The organism is Streptomyces sp. R-74717 (assembly GCF_047305335.1).
In the GTDB taxonomy this organism is placed as follows: Bacteria; Actinomycetota; Actinomycetes; order Streptomycetales; family Streptomycetaceae; genus Streptomyces; species Streptomyces atratus.
In genome coordinates this window covers 8198523-8215665 of record NZ_CP102361.1, presented here as the reverse complement: position 1 = coordinate 8215665, position 17143 = coordinate 8198523, and the positions used below count along the sequence as shown (strand labels likewise).

The following is a 17143-nucleotide window of genomic DNA, read 5'->3' as shown; positions in this document are numbered from 1 at the left end:
CGGGTGTTGCTGACCTGCGCGAACAGCAGCACCCGGCGGAGCCCATACCGCGTCCAGCGCCTCACAGCGCAAGAAGAACCTTGGCGGCACGCAGCGGGCCCAGGAGTAGGGGGATCGCGTCAAGCCGTTGCTCGCTGCCGGCGCCTCCCGCCTTCTCCGCGTAGCGACCCAGAGACCATCCGTATCAGTTCCTTGGCCAGGTTCCGGTCGCTGTTCGGGTAGCAGCAGCCTCCGCGTTCCCCCGGACCACGACATCGACTTGATGTGGTCCAACCCCGCAACCCCTACCGGTCGATGCCACGGCCTCCACCCCCGCACCCCACCAACGCAGCCGTCAGATTGCCCTGGTGGGTGAAGGCGGCCCAGTGCTGGAGGTGGTGGAGGTCGGGGCGGGTGGCCTCCTGGCGGAGGGGGTCGTCGAGGGTGGCAGGCGGCACGCAGCGCGGCCGTCTCCGCCCCGGCCCACGGCAGGGTGAGTTCCGGGCCGGCGACGAGGACCTGCGGTCCGGCGGCAGGAGGCATCCGGCGCTCGGCGGTCGAGCCGCCGCCCGGGTCAGCATTGACCAGCCCAAAGACGGTTACGCGGAACGACAGCCGCACATAGGCTGTCCTCCCGTCAGATGTCCGCTGACCTGGCAGAATGCAGCCCTGGAGCCGATCCGGCAGAGCTAGGAGCCGCCCCGTGTTCTATTACGTGCTCAAATACGTCATCCTCGGGCCGCTTCTCCGGCTGTTCTTCCGCCCCAGGATCGAGGGCCTGGAACACATCCCGGAGGACGGCGCGGCCATCGTCGCCGGTAACCATCTGTCGTTCTCCGACCATTTCCTGATGCCCGTGATCCTCAAACGGCGCATCACGTTTCTCGCCAAGGCGGAGTACTTCACCGGACCGGGGGTGAAGGGGCGGCTGACCGCCGCCTTCTTCCACAGCATCGGGCAGATTCCGGTGGACCGGTCCGGCAAGGACGCGGGGCAGGCGGCGATCCGCGAAGGGCTCGGGGTGCTGAGCAGGGGTGAGCTGCTGGGGATCTACCCGGAGGGCACCCGTTCGCACGACGGCCGGCTGTACAAGGGCAAGGTCGGCGTGGCCGTGATGGCGATCACGGCGCAGGTGCCGGTGGTGCCGTGCGCGATGGTCGGTACGTTCGAGATCCAGCCGCCGGGACAGGTCGTCCCACGCATCAAACGGGTCACCATCCGCTTCGGTGAGCCGCTGGACTTCTCCCGCTACGCAGGTCTGGAGAACCAGAAGGCGGCGATCCGGGCGGTCACCGACGAGATCATGTACGCGATTCTCGGCCTCTCCGGACAGGAGTACGTCGACGAGTACGCGGCCAAGGTGAAGGCCGCGCAGGCCGAGCAGGCAGGGCAGTCGAAGAAGTTCCCGAAGCTGCGACGCTGACGGCGAATCCGCGCTGGGTGAACTCCACTGGTCCGGGCGACGACCTCGTCCTAGCGTGCCTCTCATGAGCAGGGGAAGCGCATGGGTTCTGGGAGCGACGGGACAGATCGGACGGGTGGCCGTGCAGGCCCTCGTCGAGGACGGCTGGGAGGTGACGGCCGCTTCACGCGGCGGCGGCCGGGACACGCGGTGGGACGGCGCGGTGCGCACGACGGCTCTCGACCGGGACGAGGACGGGGCGCTGGCGGCGGCGCTGGGTGACGGTTGTGACGTACTGGTCGACATGGTCGCGTACGGCGCGGATCACGCCCGGCAGCTGACCGGCCTCGCGGATCTGATCGGTTCGGCGGTGGTCATCTCCAGCGGTGCGGTGTACGAGGACGATCAGGGGCGCAGCTTCGACACACAGGGCGAGCCCGACGGAGCTCCGCGGTACCCCGTGCCGGTCCCGGAGACACAGCGCACCGTGCCGGCCGGCGATGCCACGTACGGGACGCGGAAGATACAGCTGGAGCAGGATCTGCTCGCGGCGGGGGACGCGCTGCCTGTGACGCTGTTGCGTGCGGGGGCGATTCACGGGGCGTACTGCCGCTCGCCCCGAGAGCTGTACTTCGTGAAGCGGCTCCTGGACGGCCGGGGACGGCGGGTCCTCTCGTACGGCGGGACGTCCCGTTTCCACCCGGTCCATGTATCCAACCTGGCCGAGCTGATCCGGCTCGCCGCCGGGCGGCCCGGTTCGCGGGTGCTCAATGCCGGGGATCCGCAGGCGCCGACGGTCGCGGAGATCGGCGAGGCCGTCGACGCGGTGCTCGGCCGGAGGACCGAGACCCTGTTGATGGCCGGCGCACCCGGGGACGACGGCGTCGGCTCGACGCCGTGGAGCGCCGCCCATCCCATCGTGTACGACATGACGGCCGCCGAGCGGGAACTCGGGTACCGGCCGGTGACGGGCTATGTGGAGTCGCTTCCGGAAACGGTCGAGTGGATCGGCGCGCAACTGGAGGGCAAGGACTGGACGGAGGCCTTTCCCGTCATGTTGCGGGCATACGGGAAGAAGCTCTTCGACTACGCGGCGGAGGACGCCTGGCTGGAGACGTACGACCGGAAGGCCTGAGGCGGAGCCCGTACGCGAGAACGGGCGGCCGGTGGTTCGAAGCCACCGGCCGCCCGTGCCCGTGAGGTGTGACCGTTACGGCTTGGGTGTGGCGTGCGGGGCGCACGTCACGTCGCTGCGGTCGGTCCTGCCGGTGAGCAGGTAGGTGTCCACCCGCTCGTTGATGCAGGGGTTGACCAGGCCGGTGACACCGTGCGAACCGGCGTCCCGCTCCGTGATGAGGCGCGAGCCCTTGAAGCGCTTGTGCAGTTCGACAGCGCCCTGGTACGGGGTGGCGGCGTCACGCGTGGACTGCACGATCAGCACCGGCGGCAGGCCCTTGCCGGTCTTCACGTTCAGCGGGGTCTGCTGCTTGGCCGACCAGGTCGCACAGGGCAGGTTCATCCAGGCGTTGGCCCAGGTCATGAACGGGTAGTCCTTGTGCAGCCGGGTGTTGTCGCGGTCCCACTTCTGCCAGCTGGTGGGCCACTTGGCGTCCGCGCACTCGACCGCCGTGTACACGGCGTTGCCGTTCTCCGAAGAGATGTTCCCCGCGATGTCCGACATGGTCGGTCCGGCGGCCTTGACCAGCGCCTGGGTGTCGCCGCCCAGGTAGTCGCTCCAGGTCCGGGCGACGCGCGCCCAGCTGGAGTCGTAGTAGGGCGCGCTCTGGAAGAAGCCGATGAGCTCGGCGGGGCCGACGACACCACCGATCGGGTTCTGCTTCGCGGCGGCGCGCAGCTTCAGCCACGCCTGCTCGACCTTCTCGGGGGTGTTGCCGATGTGGAAGACGGAGTCGTTCTCGGCGACCCATGCCTTCCAGTCGTCCCAGCGCCCCTGGAAGGCGATGTCCTGGTTGAGGTTGGCCTGGTACCAGATGTTGTCCTTCGCCGGGTCGACGACACTGTCGACGACCATGCGGCGGACATGGGTCGGGAAGAGCGTGCCGTAGACCGCGCCCAGATAGGTGCCGTAGGAGACACCCAGGAAGTTGAGCTGCTTCTCACCGAGGGCGGCGCGGATGACATCCAGGTCGCGTGCCGTGTTCGGCGTGGTCATGTGCGGCAGCATGTCGCCGCTGCGTTCGGCGCAGCCGTCCGCGTACTCGGCCGCGAGCTTGCGCTGGGCGCGCTTGTCGGCCTCGGAGTCGGGTACGGGGTCGGCCTTGGGGGCCTTGACGTACTCCTGGGGGTCGATGCAGGAGATCGGCGCGGAGTGGCCGACGCCCCGAGGGTCGAAGCCCACAAAGTCGTAGGCCTTCGCCGCGTTCGCCCAGATCGCGGTCTGATTGATGATGCGCTTCGGGAACGCCATGCCCGAACCGCCGGGGCCGCCCGGGTTGTAGAGCAGAGCGCCCTGTCGCTCGTCCTCCGTGCCGGTGCTGACGTGCCGGTCGACGGCGAGCTTGATCTGCTTGCCGTCGGGCCTGCCGTAGTCGAGCGGCACGGTCACCCAGCCGCACTTGATCGGCTTGGCCAGGGCCCAGTCAGCCGGACAGTCCTTCCAGTCGATGCCGGACCTGGCCGCCCGTGCCGCGGCGACCTGAACGCCACGCGCCTCGGAACCTTGGTGGTGACGACCTTCGGCAGTGGCCGCCGGTGCGGTCACCGCGCCCGCTATGAGCGTGCCCGCGATCAGAGCGCCGGCCGAGCCGAGCACTGCTGTGCGTCTCAAGTGGAACCTCCCCCATATCTGAAGCGCCGCCGGTGGCGGCGCAGTTCATTCGAGACCTCCTGCGGATCTTGTCGTCTGTGAGGTTCCTGAGAACAGGCCACACACTCACTTCTTTACCGAATCGATAACCGGACACCCGTGTCCCGCTGAGCGGTATTCACCCCGCCGGGGTGTCCAGTACGTCGCTCAGTGCGTCGCCCAGGACCCTGCGCAGCAGGCGTGCATCGGGGGCGACCGCTGTCACCAGCACAGCCGGACCGACGAGTGGTGTGAGGGCGGCGGTCGGCCCCAGCAGGCGCGCTTCGGGGCATTTTTCGTCGAACGACGGGTCCACGACGAGGAGTTGCCCGACGGCCCGGTGGCCGCCCAGGACTGCGGCGCCGTCCCAGCCGCCGGGTGCTCCCGGCCCGTACGCCACCTGCTGGTCGATCAGCGGACGGCCGGCGCGGTGCACGGTGAGGCGGCTGGTGAGGGTGCCGGTGCTCTCGCCGTGGCGTCCGAGAATCTGCTCCTCGCGCAGCACCAGCCGTGCGGTGGGGGCGAGTTCGACCCGTGTGGTCATGTGCAGGACGCTGCCGTGCGCCGAGACGAGTTGCTCCGGCAGCCAGCAGAGCGCGGCCCGCTCCCCCACGTTCAACCTGATGTCGTACGTGGCGGGTCCGGCAGCCGCTCCCGGTCCGGGCAGGGCGACGGTAGCCGCGGCCGAGTCGACGGTGAGCCGGGCGTCTTCCTCGACCTGTGTCTCGATGGCGAGCCGGTCGCCGCCGAGCGGCGCGCTCATGGCGCCGACGACGGTGACACGGGCGTTCGGGCCGTTCACGGCCCGGGTCCGGCGCAGGGCGAGCGGCCCGTCGCTCTCCAGCACGGGGAGCGAGGTGACGCCCCGGCTGTCGAGGACCGCGGTGATCCGGGCGGTGGCCTGGACGCTCATGCGATCCAGGCGGCGAGCTGCCCCCGCACCCAGTCCGCGACCGGCCCCACACCTTCCTCCGAGGTGAGTGAGGTGAAGGCCACGGGGAGCGGCCCGCGCTGCTGTGCGGCGTCCTGAGCCATCCGGTCGAGATCGGAGCCGACGTAGGGGGCGAGGTCGGTCTTGTTGATGACGAGCAGGTCGGAAGTGGTGACGCCGGGGCCGCCCTTGCGCGGGATGTCGTCGCCGCCCGCCACATCGATGACAAAGATCTGGGCGTCGACCAGGCCTTTGGAGAAGGTGGCGGTGAGGTTGTCGCCGCCGGATTCGACCAGGATCAGATCGAGTGGCCCGACGGTGTCCTCCAGGTCCTCGACGGCTTCGAGGTTGGCGGAGATGTCGTCCCGGATCGCGGTGTGCGGGCAGGCGCCGGTCTCCACGGCCTGGATGCGCTCGGGCGGCAGGACGGCATGGCGCAGCAGGAAGGCGGCGTCCTCGCGGGTGTAGATGTCGTTGGTGACCACAGCGATGGAGAGCTGGTCGCGCAGGACCCGGCAGAGGGCGGCGACGGTCGCGGTCTTGCCGGAGCCGACCGGTCCGCCGAGTCCGATGCGCAGAGCGCGGCGAGTGCCGTCGGGGCGGGCCGCATCGGCGCTCACGGCGGCGGGCCCGTGCTGGGCGTGATCGAGGTGCATGGTGTTCGGCTCCTGGTTCTTGCAGGTCTACGAGGCGAACAGGCGGACAGGCCATGCCGCGTGCGCCTCGGCGGTGATGTCGAGGAGAGGGGCGGAGGCGGCGGGCAGCGCATCGATGGTTCCGTGCGCCGCAGTGGCGGCCCGTTCGGCGATCCGGTCGAGTTCGGGTGCGAGGCGGGCGAGGACGGCGGTGGCCTCGAAGGGGTCGAGGGAGAGCAGCCGGACGACAGCGGTGGCCGGTCCGCTGACGGTCTCGTAGGCGACGCAGTGCGCAGCGTCCTCGGGCCCGAGTCCCGCCGCGCGTGCGGTGAGGCCGAGCACGACGGGCTGGTGGGCGCCGCGCGGCCGGGCCCGGGCGAGCGCGGCGAGTTCGGGGCTGGGCCAGGTGGCGCGGGCCGCCCGCATCAGCTGCCGGCCGAGCTTTCGCGCGACGGTCCGCAGCGCGGGTGACGGGGTGCGGGCATCGGCGGCCTCGTCGAGCGCGAGCGGGTCATGGCCGTGGGCGGCCGCCGCGGCGAGTGCGGCGGCCGTGAGTCCGGTGGTGTGGAGGCGGCCCCGGCAGAACTCGGCGAGGTCCACGGCGTTACGGATACGTCCTTCCTTCACGGCCGGCTCGGCACCGCCGGAGTGCGCGTGGCCACCGGCGGGGAACCGGCCGTCGGCGAGGACGAGCAGAGCTGCGCGACTCATCACATGGTCCGCATCAGAAGAGGAAGTAGCGCTGGGCCATGGGCAGTTCGGCGGCGGGTGCCGGTTCGACCGGTTCGCCGTCGATCGTCACGGCGAAGCTGTCGGGGTCGACGTGGACCTGCGGCAGTGCGCCGTTCTCCCGCATGTCGGCCTTGGTGACGCCGCGCGTGCTGGTGATCGGAACGAACCGCTTGCCGAGACCGAGGCGTTCGGGGAGCCCGTCCTCGATGGCCGCGTTCGCCACGAAGTTGAACGAGTTGGCGGCGGGCGCCCGGCCGAGTGCGCCGAACATCGGCCGCGGCATCACCGGCTGCGGGGTAGGGATGGACGCGTTGGCGTCGCCCATCTGCGCGTACGCGATCTGGCCGCCCTTGATGACGGTCTGCGGCTTGACGCCGAAGAACGCCGGGTCCCACAGCACCAGATCGGCGAGCTTGCCGGTCTCGACCGAACCGATCTCCCGGTCGAGGCCCTGGGCGACGGCAGGGTTGATGGTGTATTTGGCGACATAACGACGAACCCGGCGGTTGTCCGCCCGGTCGTCACCGGGAAGGAGGCCGCGGCGCTTCTTCATCACATGGGCGGTCTGCCAGGTGCGCAGGACGACCTCGCCGACGCGGCCCATCGCCTGGGCGTCGGAGGAGATGATCGAGATCGCCCCGAGGTCGTGGAGGATGTCCTCGGCCGCGATGGTGGAGGGACGGATCCGGGACTCGGCGAAGGCCAGGTCCTCCGGCACGGCGGGGTTGAGGTGGTGGCAGACCATCAGCATGTCGAGGTGCTCCTCGATGGTGTTGACGGTGTGCGGCCGGGTCGGATTGGTGGAACTGGGCAGGACGTACGGCTCCGAGACCACGGTGATGATGTCCGGGGCGTGCCCGCCGCCGGCGCCTTCGGTGTGGTACGCGTGGATGGAGCGTCCGGCGATGGCCGCGAGCGTATCGGCGACGAAGCCGGCCTCGTTGAGGGTGTCCGTGTGGATGGCGAGCTGCGCGCCGCTCTCCTCGCACACGTTCAGACAGGCGTCGATGACGGCGGGAGTGGCACCCCAGTCCTCGTGGATCTTGAATCCGAGGGCACCGCTGCGCAGTTGGGCGCGCATGGCGTCGCCCGACATCGTGTTGCCCTTGCCGAGCAGCCCGATGTTGACGGGGTAGGCCTCCAGAGCCTCGAACATCCGGGCGAGGTGCCAGGCGCCCGGAGTGACCGTGGTCGCCTTCGTGCCCTCGGCCGGTCCGGTGCCGCCTCCGACGAGCGTGGTGACACCGGCGGAGAGCGCCTGGTCGAGGATGGTCGGCGAGATGAAGTGGACATGGGCGTCGATGGCGCCCGCGGTGACGAACTTGCCGTTGCCCGCGACGATTTCGGTCTCGGGGCCGATGACCAGATCGGGGTGGACGCCATCCATGGTGTCCGGGTTGCCGGCTTTGCCGATCCCGGTGATCCGGCCGTCGCGGATGCCGATGTCCGCCTTGACGATGCCCCAGTGGTCGATGATCACGGCGCCGGTGATGACGGTGTCCGGGGCACCTTCGGCGCGGGTGGTGCGCGCCTGGCCCATCGACTCGCGGATCACCTTGCCACCGCCGAAAACTGCCTCGTCTCCCGCGAGTCCGGGACCGCCCGAGCGGTCCTCCTCGATCTCGACGAGCAGATCGGTGTCGGCGAGCCGGATGCGGTCGCCGGTCGTGGGGCCGAACAGGTCGGCGTAGACCGCGCGGTCGAGCTCAGCCATCGAGGGCACCTCCGGTTTCGCCCCGCAGGCCGGGGACGATGCGCCGTCCGGCGAGGGGGACGAGCTCGATGTCGACGGGCACGCCGGGTTCGAAGCGCACGGCGGTCCCGGCGGCGATGTTCAGCCTCAGTCCGCGGGCGGCCGAACGGTCGAAGTCCAGGCCCGGGTTGGCCTCGGCGAAGTGATAGTGCGAACCGACCTGGACGGGCCGGTCGGCGGCGTTGAGAACGGTGATGCGGGTGACGGACCGGCCCTCGTTGAACGGTACGGGCCCGTCTCCGTACAGGATCTCTCCGGGAATCATCGGTGGCACCTCCCGTCAGACGATCGGCTCGTGCACGGTCACGAGCTTGGTGCCGTCCGGGAAGGTGGCCTCGACCTGGACGTCATGGATCATCTCGGGCACCCCGTCCATGACGTCCTCGCGGGAGAGCACCTTGCGGCCCGATGCCATCAGTTCGGAGACCGTACGACCGTCGCGGGCACCCTCCAGCAGATGGGTGGTGATCAGCGCGACCGCCTCGGGGTGGTTGAGCCGCAGTCCGCGCGCCCGACGCTTCTGAGCCACGTCGGCAGCAACATGGATGAGCAGGCGTTCCTGCTCATGCGGGGTCAGTTGCACGCTTCCACCTCACAGTCCTGTGCCCAGTACCGGCCCTGGGCGCAGCGAGACACTAGCCGCTGTCAACAGACTGTTGAACATCTAACCGGTCTCTCGCGGCGAGGTATTGCACGTTAGAGCCGAAGTTTTTCCGGCGCGTTAACTGATCTTTTGCAGATCCATGGACATCAGGCCGCGCAGGCCGTTTTCCAGCACTTCGGGTTCGGCGTCACCGAACATCGCCAGCTGGGCGATGAATCCCTGGGCGGTGGCGATCAGCGTGCGGGCCACATGATCGGCGGACACATCGGAGCCGAGCAGGCCGATGTCGCGGTAGACGTCGACCAGCTCCGTCCACGCCGCCCGCAAACCCCCGAAGGCCTCGGCGAGCGTGGCAGCCAGCCGCTCACTGCGCAGAGTCTCGGACCACACCTGCACGATCAGCCCGGCATAGGCCTGTCGGCTCATGCCCCGCCCGGTACCTTCGAGCAGCGAGCGGGCAACACGGCCGATCAGCACATCGGGCGGAGGCGGCGGCGAAACACGGGCGGCCTCCTCGAACGCCCGCCTGACGCCGCCGACCGCCTCATCGGCGATGGCCGCGATCAGGTCTTCCTTCCCGCTGAAGTAGCGGTAGACCGCACCCGCCGAAAGGCCGACCTCCTGCAGCACCCCCTGCATCGACGTGCCGTGAAAGCCGTCGCGCGCGAAGCAGCGCGCCGCGCCGTCGATGATCTGCCGACGGCGGGCGTCGAGGTGTTCCTGAGATACACGGGCCATATCGCAAACCTAAAACGAACGTTCCTTCATGGTGCTGCTCGGAAACCCGTTCTCCGGCGTGACCAGCGCTCCCGAGCTGCTGCCCCGGCCGACCGGGACGATCGGACAGCTGATGCCGCCGGGTGCGGGCGGCTCACTGCTGCGGTCGGTCGCCTTCTTCGACGGCAGCGGTGCGGGCGGTGCGCTGCTCACGCTCACACTGTGGGCGGCGCTCGGGCTGACGGCGGTACTCATCGGAGGCCGACGCCGGGCCCAGCACCCGGCCACGCCGGCACCCGGCACCCCGGAGCCGGCCCTGGTGGGCTGACCCCGTTCGAGCATGCCGTGCACCCCCGCCGCAACGGGCGGGGCTGCACGGCATTTCCGCGTTACGGGACGTCAGTGGGACGCTCAGCTGCCCGGCTCGCGGTGCCCCCTGTGTTCCGCCGCGATGCCGAAGCGCCGCCGTTCGCCGGGAGCGGACACGGAGGAGCCGATCGAGGAGACCGAGCTGATCACCTGCTCCTCGGCAGCAGCCTCGTCGTTTTCGAGTCGCTCCAGGTCAGCAGCCGAAACGAGCGCCACGAGCGGCTTGCCGTGCCGCGTCACGACCACTCGCTCGCCGCCGTAGACAACGCGGTTGATCAGTTCGGCGAGCTCAGCTCGGGCTTGCGTCACCGGAATCTCGTAGGCCATGCTCCCCATCATAACCTTCTGTACGTCCTGTACATTTTCCACAGATGCTTGTGCAGATCCCCGTACAGACCCCGGAGGAAAGGCAACGCCATGCTGTTCCGCCCCACCGCCCGTTACGTGCTGCCCGAGTTCACCGAGCGCACGACCAACGGGACCCGCACCCTCGATCCGTACTCCAAGCTGCTCGCCGAACGGATCGTCTTCCTCGGTACGCCGGTCGACGACACCGCGGCCACCGACCTGATCGCCCAGTTCATGTATCTGGAACACGACGCCCCGGACCGGCCCATCTCGCTCTACATCAACTCCCCCGGCGGCTCGTTCGCAGCCATGTCCGCGATCTACGACACGATGCAGTACCTCACCTGCGAGGTGGAGACCTACTGCCTCGGCCAGGCCGGTTCCTGCGCGTCCGCGCTGCTCGCCGCGGGCGCTCCCGGCCGGCGGCACGCACTGCCCGGCGCCAGGGTCGTCGTGCAGCAGCCCGAGCTCACCGAGCCGGTTCAGGGCCAGCCGTCCGATCTGGAGATCGAGGCACAGGAATTGGAACGGGTCCGCAATATGATCACCACTCTGTTGGCCCGTCACACAGGCCGCAGCGCAGAGCAGATCGCCACCGACATCGAGCGTGACCTCATCCTCGACGCGGCAGGCGCCAAGGCGTACGGTCTGGTGGACCACATCATGGAGAACCGGAAATCGTCGCTCCCGCCGCGCAGCGCGAGGTGAACGCTCGATGCAGCCACCGGAGTTGCCGCCGCTCCCCGCACTGACGCGCGCCGAGGGGGAGTTCATCGACTGCTACCTCGAAGTCCTGGACCAACTGGGCCGGATCAACCCGGCCCGCGGCAGCGACACCTACGGCGCACTGCGCGCCGCGCAGGCACTGGCCTCACGGGCGGGCGCGCTGCGGGACGCCCTCGCATTGATGCATGAGCGCGGCGAGGCGCAGATCCACGCCGCCACCTTGGCGCGGGCGCTGCGCGTGCTGGACGGGGAACGGCGGGCCGGACGCGTCACCGTACCCCCCGCTCCTACGAGTTGATCCGCCCACTTCGTCTCCGGCCCCGGCCGGGTACGGCCAACTCCCCCTGCCTTCACCTCCGACGGGGTTCGCTCAACTCACTCCGACCCCGACTCCGACGGACTTCGCTCAACTCCCCTGCGCGACACGCCCGGCAGGCACATCGAAATTCGTAGCTCGTTCGGCGTAGGAGTTCCCCCGCGCGAGCTACATCTCAACTTGCTTTTTTCGCGAGGACAGTGATCGGAATCTTTCATTCCACCCCTGGTACGAGACCGGTCCGAGTGACGTGCACGGTCTTCGAAATCATCACCCCCACCCGAACGGGTCATTCGTGAGGAGACTCACACATCGTCGTTTCCCCTCGGAAATCCGGCAGTCGGTACGTCAAGATCCCTGGGACGACAAGCCCCCGCCACCGCGGCGGGGCGGTCCGGGCGGACGCCGAGTCCTGCCGCCGTCCGGATGCCTGGTCGACAGAAGTGGATCGGCAGGAGTGGAGGACCCGAGCACAACGGGTCGACCGGAACACCGGTCGACCCTCGGGGTGAAGCCGCCGAGCGCGGCCGGGCAACTTCGCCAGCCCGAACCCGACAGGTCATCCTTCACAGGCGGCTGACGAAGGGTTGCGCATGACTGCGCAGGTTCATGTCCCGTCTCTGCTCGCCCGGGCCGGCACGGCCTCGGTTCTGACACTGGCCGCCGTCGGCGGCACCATGCTTGCCCCGGGCGCCACGCCCCAAGCCCAGGCAGCGACCCTCTCGATGAAGGCACTCAACATCGCCGCCTCGAAGAAGGGATCGCCGTACGGGTGGGGGGCCACCGGCCCCAACCGCTTCGACTGCTCGGGTCTGACGGTCTATTCGTTCAAAAAGGCGGGCAAGAAGCTCCCGCGCACGGCCCAGCAGCAGTACAACAAGACCCGCCATATCTCGGCCTCGCACCGGCAACGCGGCGATCTGGTCTTCTTCCATTACGGCCGCAGCATCTACCACGTGGGGATCTACGCCGGTAAGGGCAGGATCTGGCACTCGCCGAGGACCGGCGCGGTGGTCCGGCTGGAGAAGATCTGGACGAAGAGCGTCTATTACGGGCGGGTCCGCTGATGCCTGTCCGGCGGACCGGGCCCGCGCCCCGGCCGTGATCCGAGGGACAGGCCCTGGTCTCCGCCGCTGACCCGCTCGTCACTCAGTGCAGCAGGGGGCCGGACACCAGCACCAGCCCCAGACCGGTGAGCGCCGCGCCGCTGCCGCCCTCGATGGCGCGGGCGGTACGCGGCCGGCGCAGCCACCGGCCCAGCCGGTCCACCATGAGGGCCACGGCGGGGAACCAGATCAGCGCAAGCAGCACCACGATCATTGCGAGCAGCAAGGTCCTCGGGAGCGGCGGCTGCCCGTCGGGAACGAACTGCGGCAGCAGACTCAGGAAGAGCACCGGCGCCTTGGGATTCAGGGCGTTCGTGAGGAAGCCCTGGCGCAGTGCGCGTACGGTTCCCTGCCCTGCTGGTCCACCCTCGGCGCCGCCCGCCCTGCCCGTGGGGCGACGCCGAGCCGCGTACAGGGCGCTGATGCCGAGGTAGAGGACGTAGGCCCCGCCGAGCAGCTGAACGGTGCGGAACAGTACGGGCAGCGTCACCAGCACAGCGGCAAGCCCGGCGACGGCCAGCGCGGTGTGCACGAGGAGTCCACCGGCAACACCCAGCGCGGTCGCCACCCCCGCTGACCGGGAGGCGAGCGCGTTGCGTACGACGACGGTGAAGTCCGCGCCCGGCAGCGCGATCATCCCAGCGGCGACCCCGACGAAGGCAAGCAATTGTGCGTCCATGGGTCCACCCTGGCCCGGCAGAGCCTTTAGCGTGTACTTGCAATCTTCAGGGTCTGCCAAAAGGAACGCTTAATGTATGACCCGACACGGCTCGCGGCGCTGGTGGCAGTCGCGGAGGCCGGATCGATCACCCGGGCCGCCGCCCGACTCGGCTACACCGCGCCCGCGCTCTCCCAGCAGATCGCCAAGCTGGAGCGGGAGGCGGGCGCCGCACTGCTGGTGCGCCACCACCGAGGGGCCCGCCTCACCGCCGCCGGCGAGTTGCTGGTCGGACGCGCACGACGGATCCTCGACGAGATGGACCTGGCCCGCCACGAACTGGCGCGTCTCTCCGGACTCTCCGGCGGACGCCTCCGGGTCGGCACGTTCACCACCGCGGGCATCCATCTGTTGCCGCCGGTGTTGAGCGCCTTCCGTCGCGCCCACCCGGATGTGGAACTGGCGGTCACCGAGTACGAGCCGCCGGACGGGGTGGCTGCGGTGGCCGCGGGCGAGGTCGATCTCGCGCTGACCCATGTGTACGAGCCGGCTGCCGCAGCGGCCTGGCCCTCCGGGGTATTCGCCGAACCACTGCTGGTCGAGGAACTGGTCCTGATCACGGCGGTCGGGCAGATGCTGTCCGAAGGCACCGGGAGACTGCCGGTGACGGAACTGGCGGGGCGCCCGCTGGTCAGCAGCGCGCCGACGCATCCACCGCGTCGTGGGGTGGAGCAGGCGTTGGCCGAAGCAGGGGCGACACCCGCCGTGGTCTGCGAGTCGCCCGGCTATGCGCTGGTGTGTGCGCTGGTCAGCGCGGGCATCGGAATGGCGGTCGTACCGGAGATGGTTGCCGCGATGTCGTCGACGCCATTGTCCGTGCGGCGGCTGGAACCCGCTTCGTTCCGGCGGACGATCTCGATGGTGCACCGCGGCGACCGGGCGAGCGCCGCGGCGGCAACACTCCAGGCGCTGTTGCGCAGTGGGTTCGGGCGGGCGGCCTCGGCGCAGCGCCCGGGCGGCGAGGGCGGGTGATCAGGCGATCGCGAGACGGGGAGGCGACGGATCGGACGGTCGGTCAGCTCTGCACGGGGATGCTCCACGGGAGCGCGATCCAGACCGTCTTGCCTCCGTCGGCAGTGGGGGTGACGGTGAGCCGGCCGCCGCACTCCTTGGCCAGACAGCGAATGATCACCATGCCGCGTCCGTTGTCCTGCTGAACGGCGGCGGGCAGCCGCCGGGGCCAGCGCGGGTGACTGTCCGTCACACCCAGATGCAGTTGTTCCTCCCGCTCCAGCCTCAGGTCCACGGTGAAAGTGGGCGACTGTCCGAAGGTGTGCTGGACGGCGTTGGTCGCGAGTTCCGAGACGATGAGCCGGATACTGTCGGCGAACTCCGTGTCGATGCCCAGACCCCATTCGGTCAGCACCCTTGCCACATATCTCCGGGCCGACGAGACCGAGACCGGATCGCTCGGCAGAGTGACGCTTGCTTCCTGATGGTCTGCCATGGCGAGCCGCCCCTTTCCCACGTGGACCGACCCGCGACCGGTCCCGGTTGTGCTTCGCGCCAGATTGCCACTGATGCTGCCCTCTGTGACGGCGATCCACCAAGATATGCATATATCTGTCGCTCAATGCGGTGAACCCTGCCACGCAAGACCGTATGCGGGCGTCACACTGTCCGCTCGGCAGAAGAGGGAGGGAGGCCGCAGATGCAGCACGGCCCTGCGGTGAGGCGCCGCAAGCTCGGGGAGGAGCTCCGGAGTCTGCGCCATGCGTCCGGACTGACGAGCCGGGACGCCGCGCGGATGCTCGGCTGGCACCAGTCGAAGGTGAGCCGGATCGAGACCGGTGTCAGTGGGGTGCGGCCGGCCGATGTGACCCGGCTGCTTGATGCCTACGGCGTGGACGACACGCAGCTGCGGACGCTCCTGGCGGCGCTGGCGGGTTCGGCGGGCGGTGGCGGCACCGGGTGGTGGCATGCCTATCGCGGTCTGATCCCGCCGCAGTACCGCGACTTCATCAGTCTGGAGTCCCAGGCCCGGACCGCGCGGACCCTGGAGACCTCGGTGGTGCCGGGGCTCCTGCAGACGGCCGACTACGCACGTGCGGTGACCCGGGCCTCGCTGGACGGGTTACCCGCCGGCCAGCTGGACTCGCTGGTGGAGGTGCGGCTCGCCCGGCAGGGGGTACTGCGGACCGATCCGCCGCTGCGACTGAGCGCGGTGCTCGACGAGGCGGTGCTCCGGCGCGAGGTCGGCGGCCGCCGGGTGATGAGAAACCAGCTGCGCCATCTGACTCGCGTGGCTCAACTGCCCCATGTTGAGCTTCAGTTGCTGCCGTTCTCGGTCGGCGGCTATGCCGGTCTCACCGGCCCTTTCGTTATCTTCTCATTTCCGAACACTTCTGATCTGGACGTGGTAGTTCTCGACCATTTGACGAGTAGCCTCTATCTGGAGCGGAAAGAAGACCTTGAGGCGTACAGCTCGGCCTTCCGCACGATGCAGGCGCACGCGCTGTCGCCGGAGCACTCGTTGGACCTCATCGCCGCGATCGACCGCGACGATCGGTGACACCGGACTGCCCGAGGGGGGCTCATGTCGGATTGCCTCGCACAGCACGAGTTACGGTGGCGGCGCAGCAGCCGCAGCACGGGTATGAACAACTGCGTGGAGGTTGCGCCGTTCGGAGACGGGTGGCTGGCCGTGCGGGACTCCAAGGATGTGTCCGGGCCACCGCTGCGGTTCTCGGCGGCGGCCTGGACATCTTTCGTCTCCGGCCTGCACCGGGGTTCGGTCAGCTGACGGGAGCGGTCCGCCGTACGATCGCCACGGCGGTGGCGATCTGCTCCTGGGTCAGATCGGCTCGCGCGGTCAGCCGCAGCCGGGAGACACCGTCCGGCACCGATGGCGGCCGGAAGCATCCCACCGCGATACCCGCGGCGCGGCAGTCGGCCGCCCAGCGCACCGCGGCGTCCGCCGAGGGTGCCCGCACCGAGACCACGGCCGCGTCGGGGCGAACGGCGGTCAGACCGGCCCCGGTCAGCCGCTCGTACAGGGCGGTGGCGACCGCACGGGCCCTGTCGGGGCGTTCCGGCTCGCGACGGATCAGCCGCAGGCTCCCGAGAGCGGCGCCCGCCGCGGCCGGTGCGAGGCCCGTGTCGAAGATGAACGTACGGGCCGTGTTGACCAGGTGTTCGATGACCCGGGCCGGACCGAGGACCGCCCCGCCCTGGCTGCCCAGGGACTTGGAGAGGGTGAGCGTGGTGACGATTCCCTCGCCGCCCGCGAGACCGGCGGCGGCGAGCGCACCCCGGCCGCCTTCGCCCAGCACTCCGAGGCCGTGCGCGTCGTCGACGAGCAGTGCGGCGCCCTCTGTCCGGCAGGCGTCGGCCAGTTCGGGCAGCGGCGCGGCGTCGCCGTCGACCGAGAAGACCGAGTCGGTGACCGCCAGCGCGCGTCGCCCGTGCGCGTGCAGGGCCTTGCGCACGGCATCGGGATCGGCATGCGGTACGACGGCGGTCTCGGCCCGGGAGAGCCGGCAACCGTCCACGATCGAGGCGTGGTTGCCCGCGTCGGAGACGATCAGCGAGCCGCGGCCGGTGAGCGCGGTGAGGGCGGCGAGATTGGCCGCGTAGCCCGATGACAGCACCAGGGCCGCCTCGAAACCGCAGAAATCGGCCAGCTCGCGTTCGAGTTCGGCGTGCAATGCGGTGGAGCCGGTGACGAGCCGCGACCCGGTCGCCCCCGCTCCCCACCTGCACGCGGCCTCGGCCGCGGCGGCGGTGACCTCGGGGTGCCGGGTCAGACCCAGATAGTCGTTGCTCGCGAGGTCCAGCAGTTCTGGTTCGGCGGGCCGGGGGCGGAGCGTGCGGACGAGTCCGGCGTCCGCGCGGCGGCGCGCCTCGTCGTCGATCCAGTCGAACGGGGCGAAGGGCATGAGCGGTCCCTTTTGTAGGCAGCTCACAGAGCCTAACCGGGCACGCAGCAGGTCATGGTGTGGCAATACACACACCCCAGACGGGCTCTGTTGTCCGGTTCCTCCTTGGCTGCGGGCGGTGCC

General features: G+C 69.7%; 21 protein-coding genes, 1 pseudogene and 1 riboswitch. Of the genes and pseudogenes, 9 read left to right on the top strand and 13 right to left on the bottom strand.

Going from position 1 to position 17143, the window contains the following annotated elements; translation table 11 throughout:
• Nucleotides 1-284 precede the first annotated feature (284 nt).
• On the bottom strand, nt 285-437 hold the full coding sequence (locus tag NRF20_RS37775; protein ID WP_398630796.1) for a hypothetical protein: 153 nt from the start codon (nt 435-437) through the stop codon (nt 285-287).
• A gap of 245 nt (nt 438-682) precedes the next feature.
• Between NRF20_RS37775 and NRF20_RS37770 the strand changes: the two genes are divergently transcribed.
• A complete protein-coding gene (locus tag NRF20_RS37770) occupies nt 683-1402 on the top strand; it encodes a lysophospholipid acyltransferase family protein (protein WP_398630795.1) in 720 nt (239 codons plus the stop codon).
• A gap of 64 nt (nt 1403-1466) precedes the next feature.
• Nucleotides 1467-2516: an NAD-dependent epimerase/dehydratase family protein gene (locus NRF20_RS37765; protein ID WP_398630794.1), complete on the top strand. Its 1050-nt coding sequence runs from the start codon at nt 1467-1469 to the stop codon at nt 2514-2516.
• A 75-nt stretch (nt 2517-2591) separates the two neighbouring features.
• Here NRF20_RS37765 and NRF20_RS37760 read toward each other — a convergent pair whose 3' ends face one another.
• From NRF20_RS37760 to NRF20_RS37725, 8 genes are all read right to left on the bottom strand, one after another.
• The gene (locus NRF20_RS37760; protein WP_398630793.1) at nt 2592-4169 is read right to left on the bottom strand and encodes an alpha/beta hydrolase; all 1578 of its coding nucleotides are present in this window, start codon (nt 4167-4169) and stop codon (nt 2592-2594) included.
• Nucleotides 4170-4326: 157 nt separating this feature from the next.
• Entirely contained in the window at nt 4327-5100 is a 774-nt protein-coding gene (locus tag NRF20_RS37755; protein ID WP_398630792.1) for an urease accessory protein UreD, read from the bottom strand.
• Nucleotides 5097-5774 carry an urease accessory protein UreG gene (gene ureG / locus NRF20_RS37750; protein WP_398630791.1) on the bottom strand — a complete coding sequence of 226 codons (678 nt, stop codon included), beginning with the start codon at nt 5772-5774 and terminating at the stop codon, nt 5097-5099. The genes NRF20_RS37755 and ureG overlap by 4 nt, the downstream gene beginning before the upstream one ends.
• A gap of 27 nt (nt 5775-5801) precedes the next feature.
• The gene (locus NRF20_RS37745) at nt 5802-6464 is read right to left on the bottom strand and encodes an urease accessory protein UreF (protein ID WP_398630790.1); all 663 of its coding nucleotides are present in this window, start codon (nt 6462-6464) and stop codon (nt 5802-5804) included.
• A 13-nt stretch (nt 6465-6477) separates the two neighbouring features.
• Nucleotides 6478-8199 carry an urease subunit alpha gene (locus tag NRF20_RS37740; protein ID WP_413754020.1) on the bottom strand — a complete coding sequence of 574 codons (1722 nt, stop codon included), beginning with the start codon at nt 8197-8199 and terminating at the stop codon, nt 6478-6480.
• On the bottom strand, nt 8192-8503 hold the full coding sequence (locus tag NRF20_RS37735; RefSeq protein ID WP_266363700.1) for an urease subunit beta: 312 nt from the start codon (nt 8501-8503) through the stop codon (nt 8192-8194). Before NRF20_RS37735 ends, NRF20_RS37740 begins: the two co-directional genes overlap by 8 nt.
• A 15-nt stretch (nt 8504-8518) precedes the next feature.
• Nucleotides 8519-8821 carry an urease subunit gamma gene (locus NRF20_RS37730; protein WP_189280153.1) on the bottom strand — a complete coding sequence of 101 codons (303 nt, stop codon included), beginning with the start codon at nt 8819-8821 and terminating at the stop codon, nt 8519-8521.
• 138 nt (nt 8822-8959) lie between these two features.
• A complete protein-coding gene (locus tag NRF20_RS37725) occupies nt 8960-9580 on the bottom strand; it encodes a TetR/AcrR family transcriptional regulator (protein ID WP_398630788.1) in 621 nt (206 codons plus the stop codon).
• A 28-nt stretch (nt 9581-9608) separates the two neighbouring features.
• On the opposite strand from NRF20_RS37725, the pseudogene NRF20_RS37720 reads away from it, so the two are divergent.
• Nucleotides 9609-9887: pseudogene (locus NRF20_RS37720) on the top strand (ABC transporter permease); the annotation flags it as partial.
• An 83-nt stretch (nt 9888-9970) separates the two neighbouring features.
• On the opposite strand, the gene NRF20_RS37715 reads toward NRF20_RS37720, so the two are convergent.
• Nucleotides 9971-10255, bottom strand: a complete 285-nt coding sequence (locus NRF20_RS37715; protein WP_093893440.1) for a type II toxin-antitoxin system Phd/YefM family antitoxin — start codon at nt 10253-10255, stop codon at nt 9971-9973.
• A gap of 93 nt (nt 10256-10348) precedes the next feature.
• Between NRF20_RS37715 and NRF20_RS37710 the strand changes: the two genes are divergently transcribed.
• The 3 genes from NRF20_RS37710 (at nt 10349) to NRF20_RS37700 (ending at nt 12385) form a co-directional block, all read left to right on the top strand.
• A complete protein-coding gene (locus tag NRF20_RS37710; RefSeq protein WP_398630897.1) occupies nt 10349-10984 on the top strand; it encodes an ATP-dependent Clp protease proteolytic subunit in 636 nt (211 codons plus the stop codon).
• Nucleotides 10985-10991: 7 nt separating this feature from the next.
• Complete coding sequence (locus tag NRF20_RS37705; protein ID WP_398630787.1) at nt 10992-11300, top strand: hypothetical protein; 309 nt, start codon at nt 10992-10994, stop codon at nt 11298-11300.
• A 435-nt stretch (nt 11301-11735) separates the two neighbouring features.
• Nucleotides 11736-11908, top strand: a riboswitch (cyclic di-AMP (ydaO/yuaA leader).
• A 3-nt stretch (nt 11909-11911) separates the two neighbouring features.
• Nucleotides 11912-12385 carry a C40 family peptidase gene (locus NRF20_RS37700; RefSeq protein ID WP_398630786.1) on the top strand — a complete coding sequence of 158 codons (474 nt, stop codon included), beginning with the start codon at nt 11912-11914 and terminating at the stop codon, nt 12383-12385.
• Between the two features lie 82 nt (nt 12386-12467).
• Here the strand turns inward: NRF20_RS37700 and NRF20_RS37695 are convergent, their stop codons facing one another.
• Nucleotides 12468-13103, bottom strand: a complete 636-nt coding sequence (locus NRF20_RS37695) for a LysE family translocator (RefSeq protein ID WP_413754019.1) — start codon at nt 13101-13103, stop codon at nt 12468-12470.
• Nucleotides 13104-13175: 72 nt separating this feature from the next.
• Between NRF20_RS37695 and NRF20_RS37690 the strand changes: the two genes are divergently transcribed.
• Complete coding sequence (locus tag NRF20_RS37690; protein ID WP_413754018.1) at nt 13176-14114, top strand: LysR family transcriptional regulator; 939 nt, start codon at nt 13176-13178, stop codon at nt 14112-14114.
• Nucleotides 14115-14157: 43 nt separating this feature from the next.
• Here the strand turns inward: NRF20_RS37690 and NRF20_RS37685 are convergent, their stop codons facing one another.
• Complete coding sequence (locus NRF20_RS37685) at nt 14158-14589, bottom strand: ATP-binding protein (protein ID WP_398630783.1); 432 nt, start codon at nt 14587-14589, stop codon at nt 14158-14160.
• Between the two features lie 204 nt (nt 14590-14793).
• Between NRF20_RS37685 and NRF20_RS37680 the strand changes: the two genes are divergently transcribed.
• Together NRF20_RS37680 and NRF20_RS37675 are read left to right on the top strand one after the other, a co-directional pair.
• On the top strand, nt 14794-15654 hold the full coding sequence (locus tag NRF20_RS37680) for a helix-turn-helix domain-containing protein (RefSeq protein ID WP_398630782.1): 861 nt from the start codon (nt 14794-14796) through the stop codon (nt 15652-15654).
• Nucleotides 15655-15678: 24 nt separating this feature from the next.
• Entirely contained in the window at nt 15679-15885 is a 207-nt protein-coding gene (locus NRF20_RS37675; RefSeq protein ID WP_413754017.1) for a DUF397 domain-containing protein, read from the top strand.
• Here the strand turns inward: NRF20_RS37675 and NRF20_RS37670 are convergent.
• Nucleotides 15878-17020, bottom strand: a complete 1143-nt coding sequence (locus NRF20_RS37670; RefSeq protein WP_398630780.1) for an 8-amino-7-oxononanoate synthase — start codon at nt 17018-17020, stop codon at nt 15878-15880. The genes NRF20_RS37675 and NRF20_RS37670 overlap by 8 nt on opposite strands.
• Nucleotides 17021-17143: the final 123 nt, after the last annotated feature.

Coding starts and splice junctions, on each gene's coding strand:
- ureG (WP_398630791.1), bottom strand. CDS start 5,774: ATGCACCTCGATCACGCCCAGCACGGGCCCGCCGCCGTGAGCGCCGAT.
- NRF20_RS37685 (WP_398630783.1), bottom strand. CDS start 14,589: ATGGCAGACCATCAGGAAGCAAGCGTCACTCTGCCGAGCGATCCGGTC.
- NRF20_RS37715 (WP_093893440.1), bottom strand. CDS start 10,255: ATGGCCTACGAGATTCCGGTGACGCAAGCCCGAGCTGAGCTCGCCGAA.
- NRF20_RS37740 (WP_413754020.1), bottom strand. CDS start 8,199: ATGGCTGAGCTCGACCGCGCGGTCTACGCCGACCTGTTCGGCCCCACG.
- NRF20_RS37755 (WP_398630792.1), bottom strand. CDS start 5,100: ATGAGCGTCCAGGCCACCGCCCGGATCACCGCGGTCCTCGACAGCCGG.
- NRF20_RS37765 (WP_398630794.1), top strand. CDS start 1,467: ATGAGCAGGGGAAGCGCATGGGTTCTGGGAGCGACGGGACAGATCGGA.
- NRF20_RS37745 (WP_398630790.1), bottom strand. CDS start 6,464: ATGAGTCGCGCAGCTCTGCTCGTCCTCGCCGACGGCCGGTTCCCCGCC.
- NRF20_RS37700 (WP_398630786.1), top strand. CDS start 11,912: ATGACTGCGCAGGTTCATGTCCCGTCTCTGCTCGCCCGGGCCGGCACG.
- NRF20_RS37705 (WP_398630787.1), top strand. CDS start 10,992: ATGCAGCCACCGGAGTTGCCGCCGCTCCCCGCACTGACGCGCGCCGAG.
- NRF20_RS37690 (WP_413754018.1), top strand. CDS start 13,176: ATGTATGACCCGACACGGCTCGCGGCGCTGGTGGCAGTCGCGGAGGCC.
- NRF20_RS37670 (WP_398630780.1), bottom strand. CDS start 17,020: ATGCCCTTCGCCCCGTTCGACTGGATCGACGACGAGGCGCGCCGCCGC.
- NRF20_RS37695 (WP_413754019.1), bottom strand. CDS start 13,103: ATGGACGCACAATTGCTTGCCTTCGTCGGGGTCGCCGCTGGGATGATC.
- NRF20_RS37725 (WP_398630788.1), bottom strand. CDS start 9,580: ATGGCCCGTGTATCTCAGGAACACCTCGACGCCCGCCGTCGGCAGATC.
- NRF20_RS37680 (WP_398630782.1), top strand. CDS start 14,794: ATGCAGCACGGCCCTGCGGTGAGGCGCCGCAAGCTCGGGGAGGAGCTC.
- NRF20_RS37675 (WP_413754017.1), top strand. CDS start 15,679: ATGTCGGATTGCCTCGCACAGCACGAGTTACGGTGGCGGCGCAGCAGC.
- NRF20_RS37735 (WP_266363700.1), bottom strand. CDS start 8,503: ATGATTCCCGGAGAGATCCTGTACGGAGACGGGCCCGTACCGTTCAAC.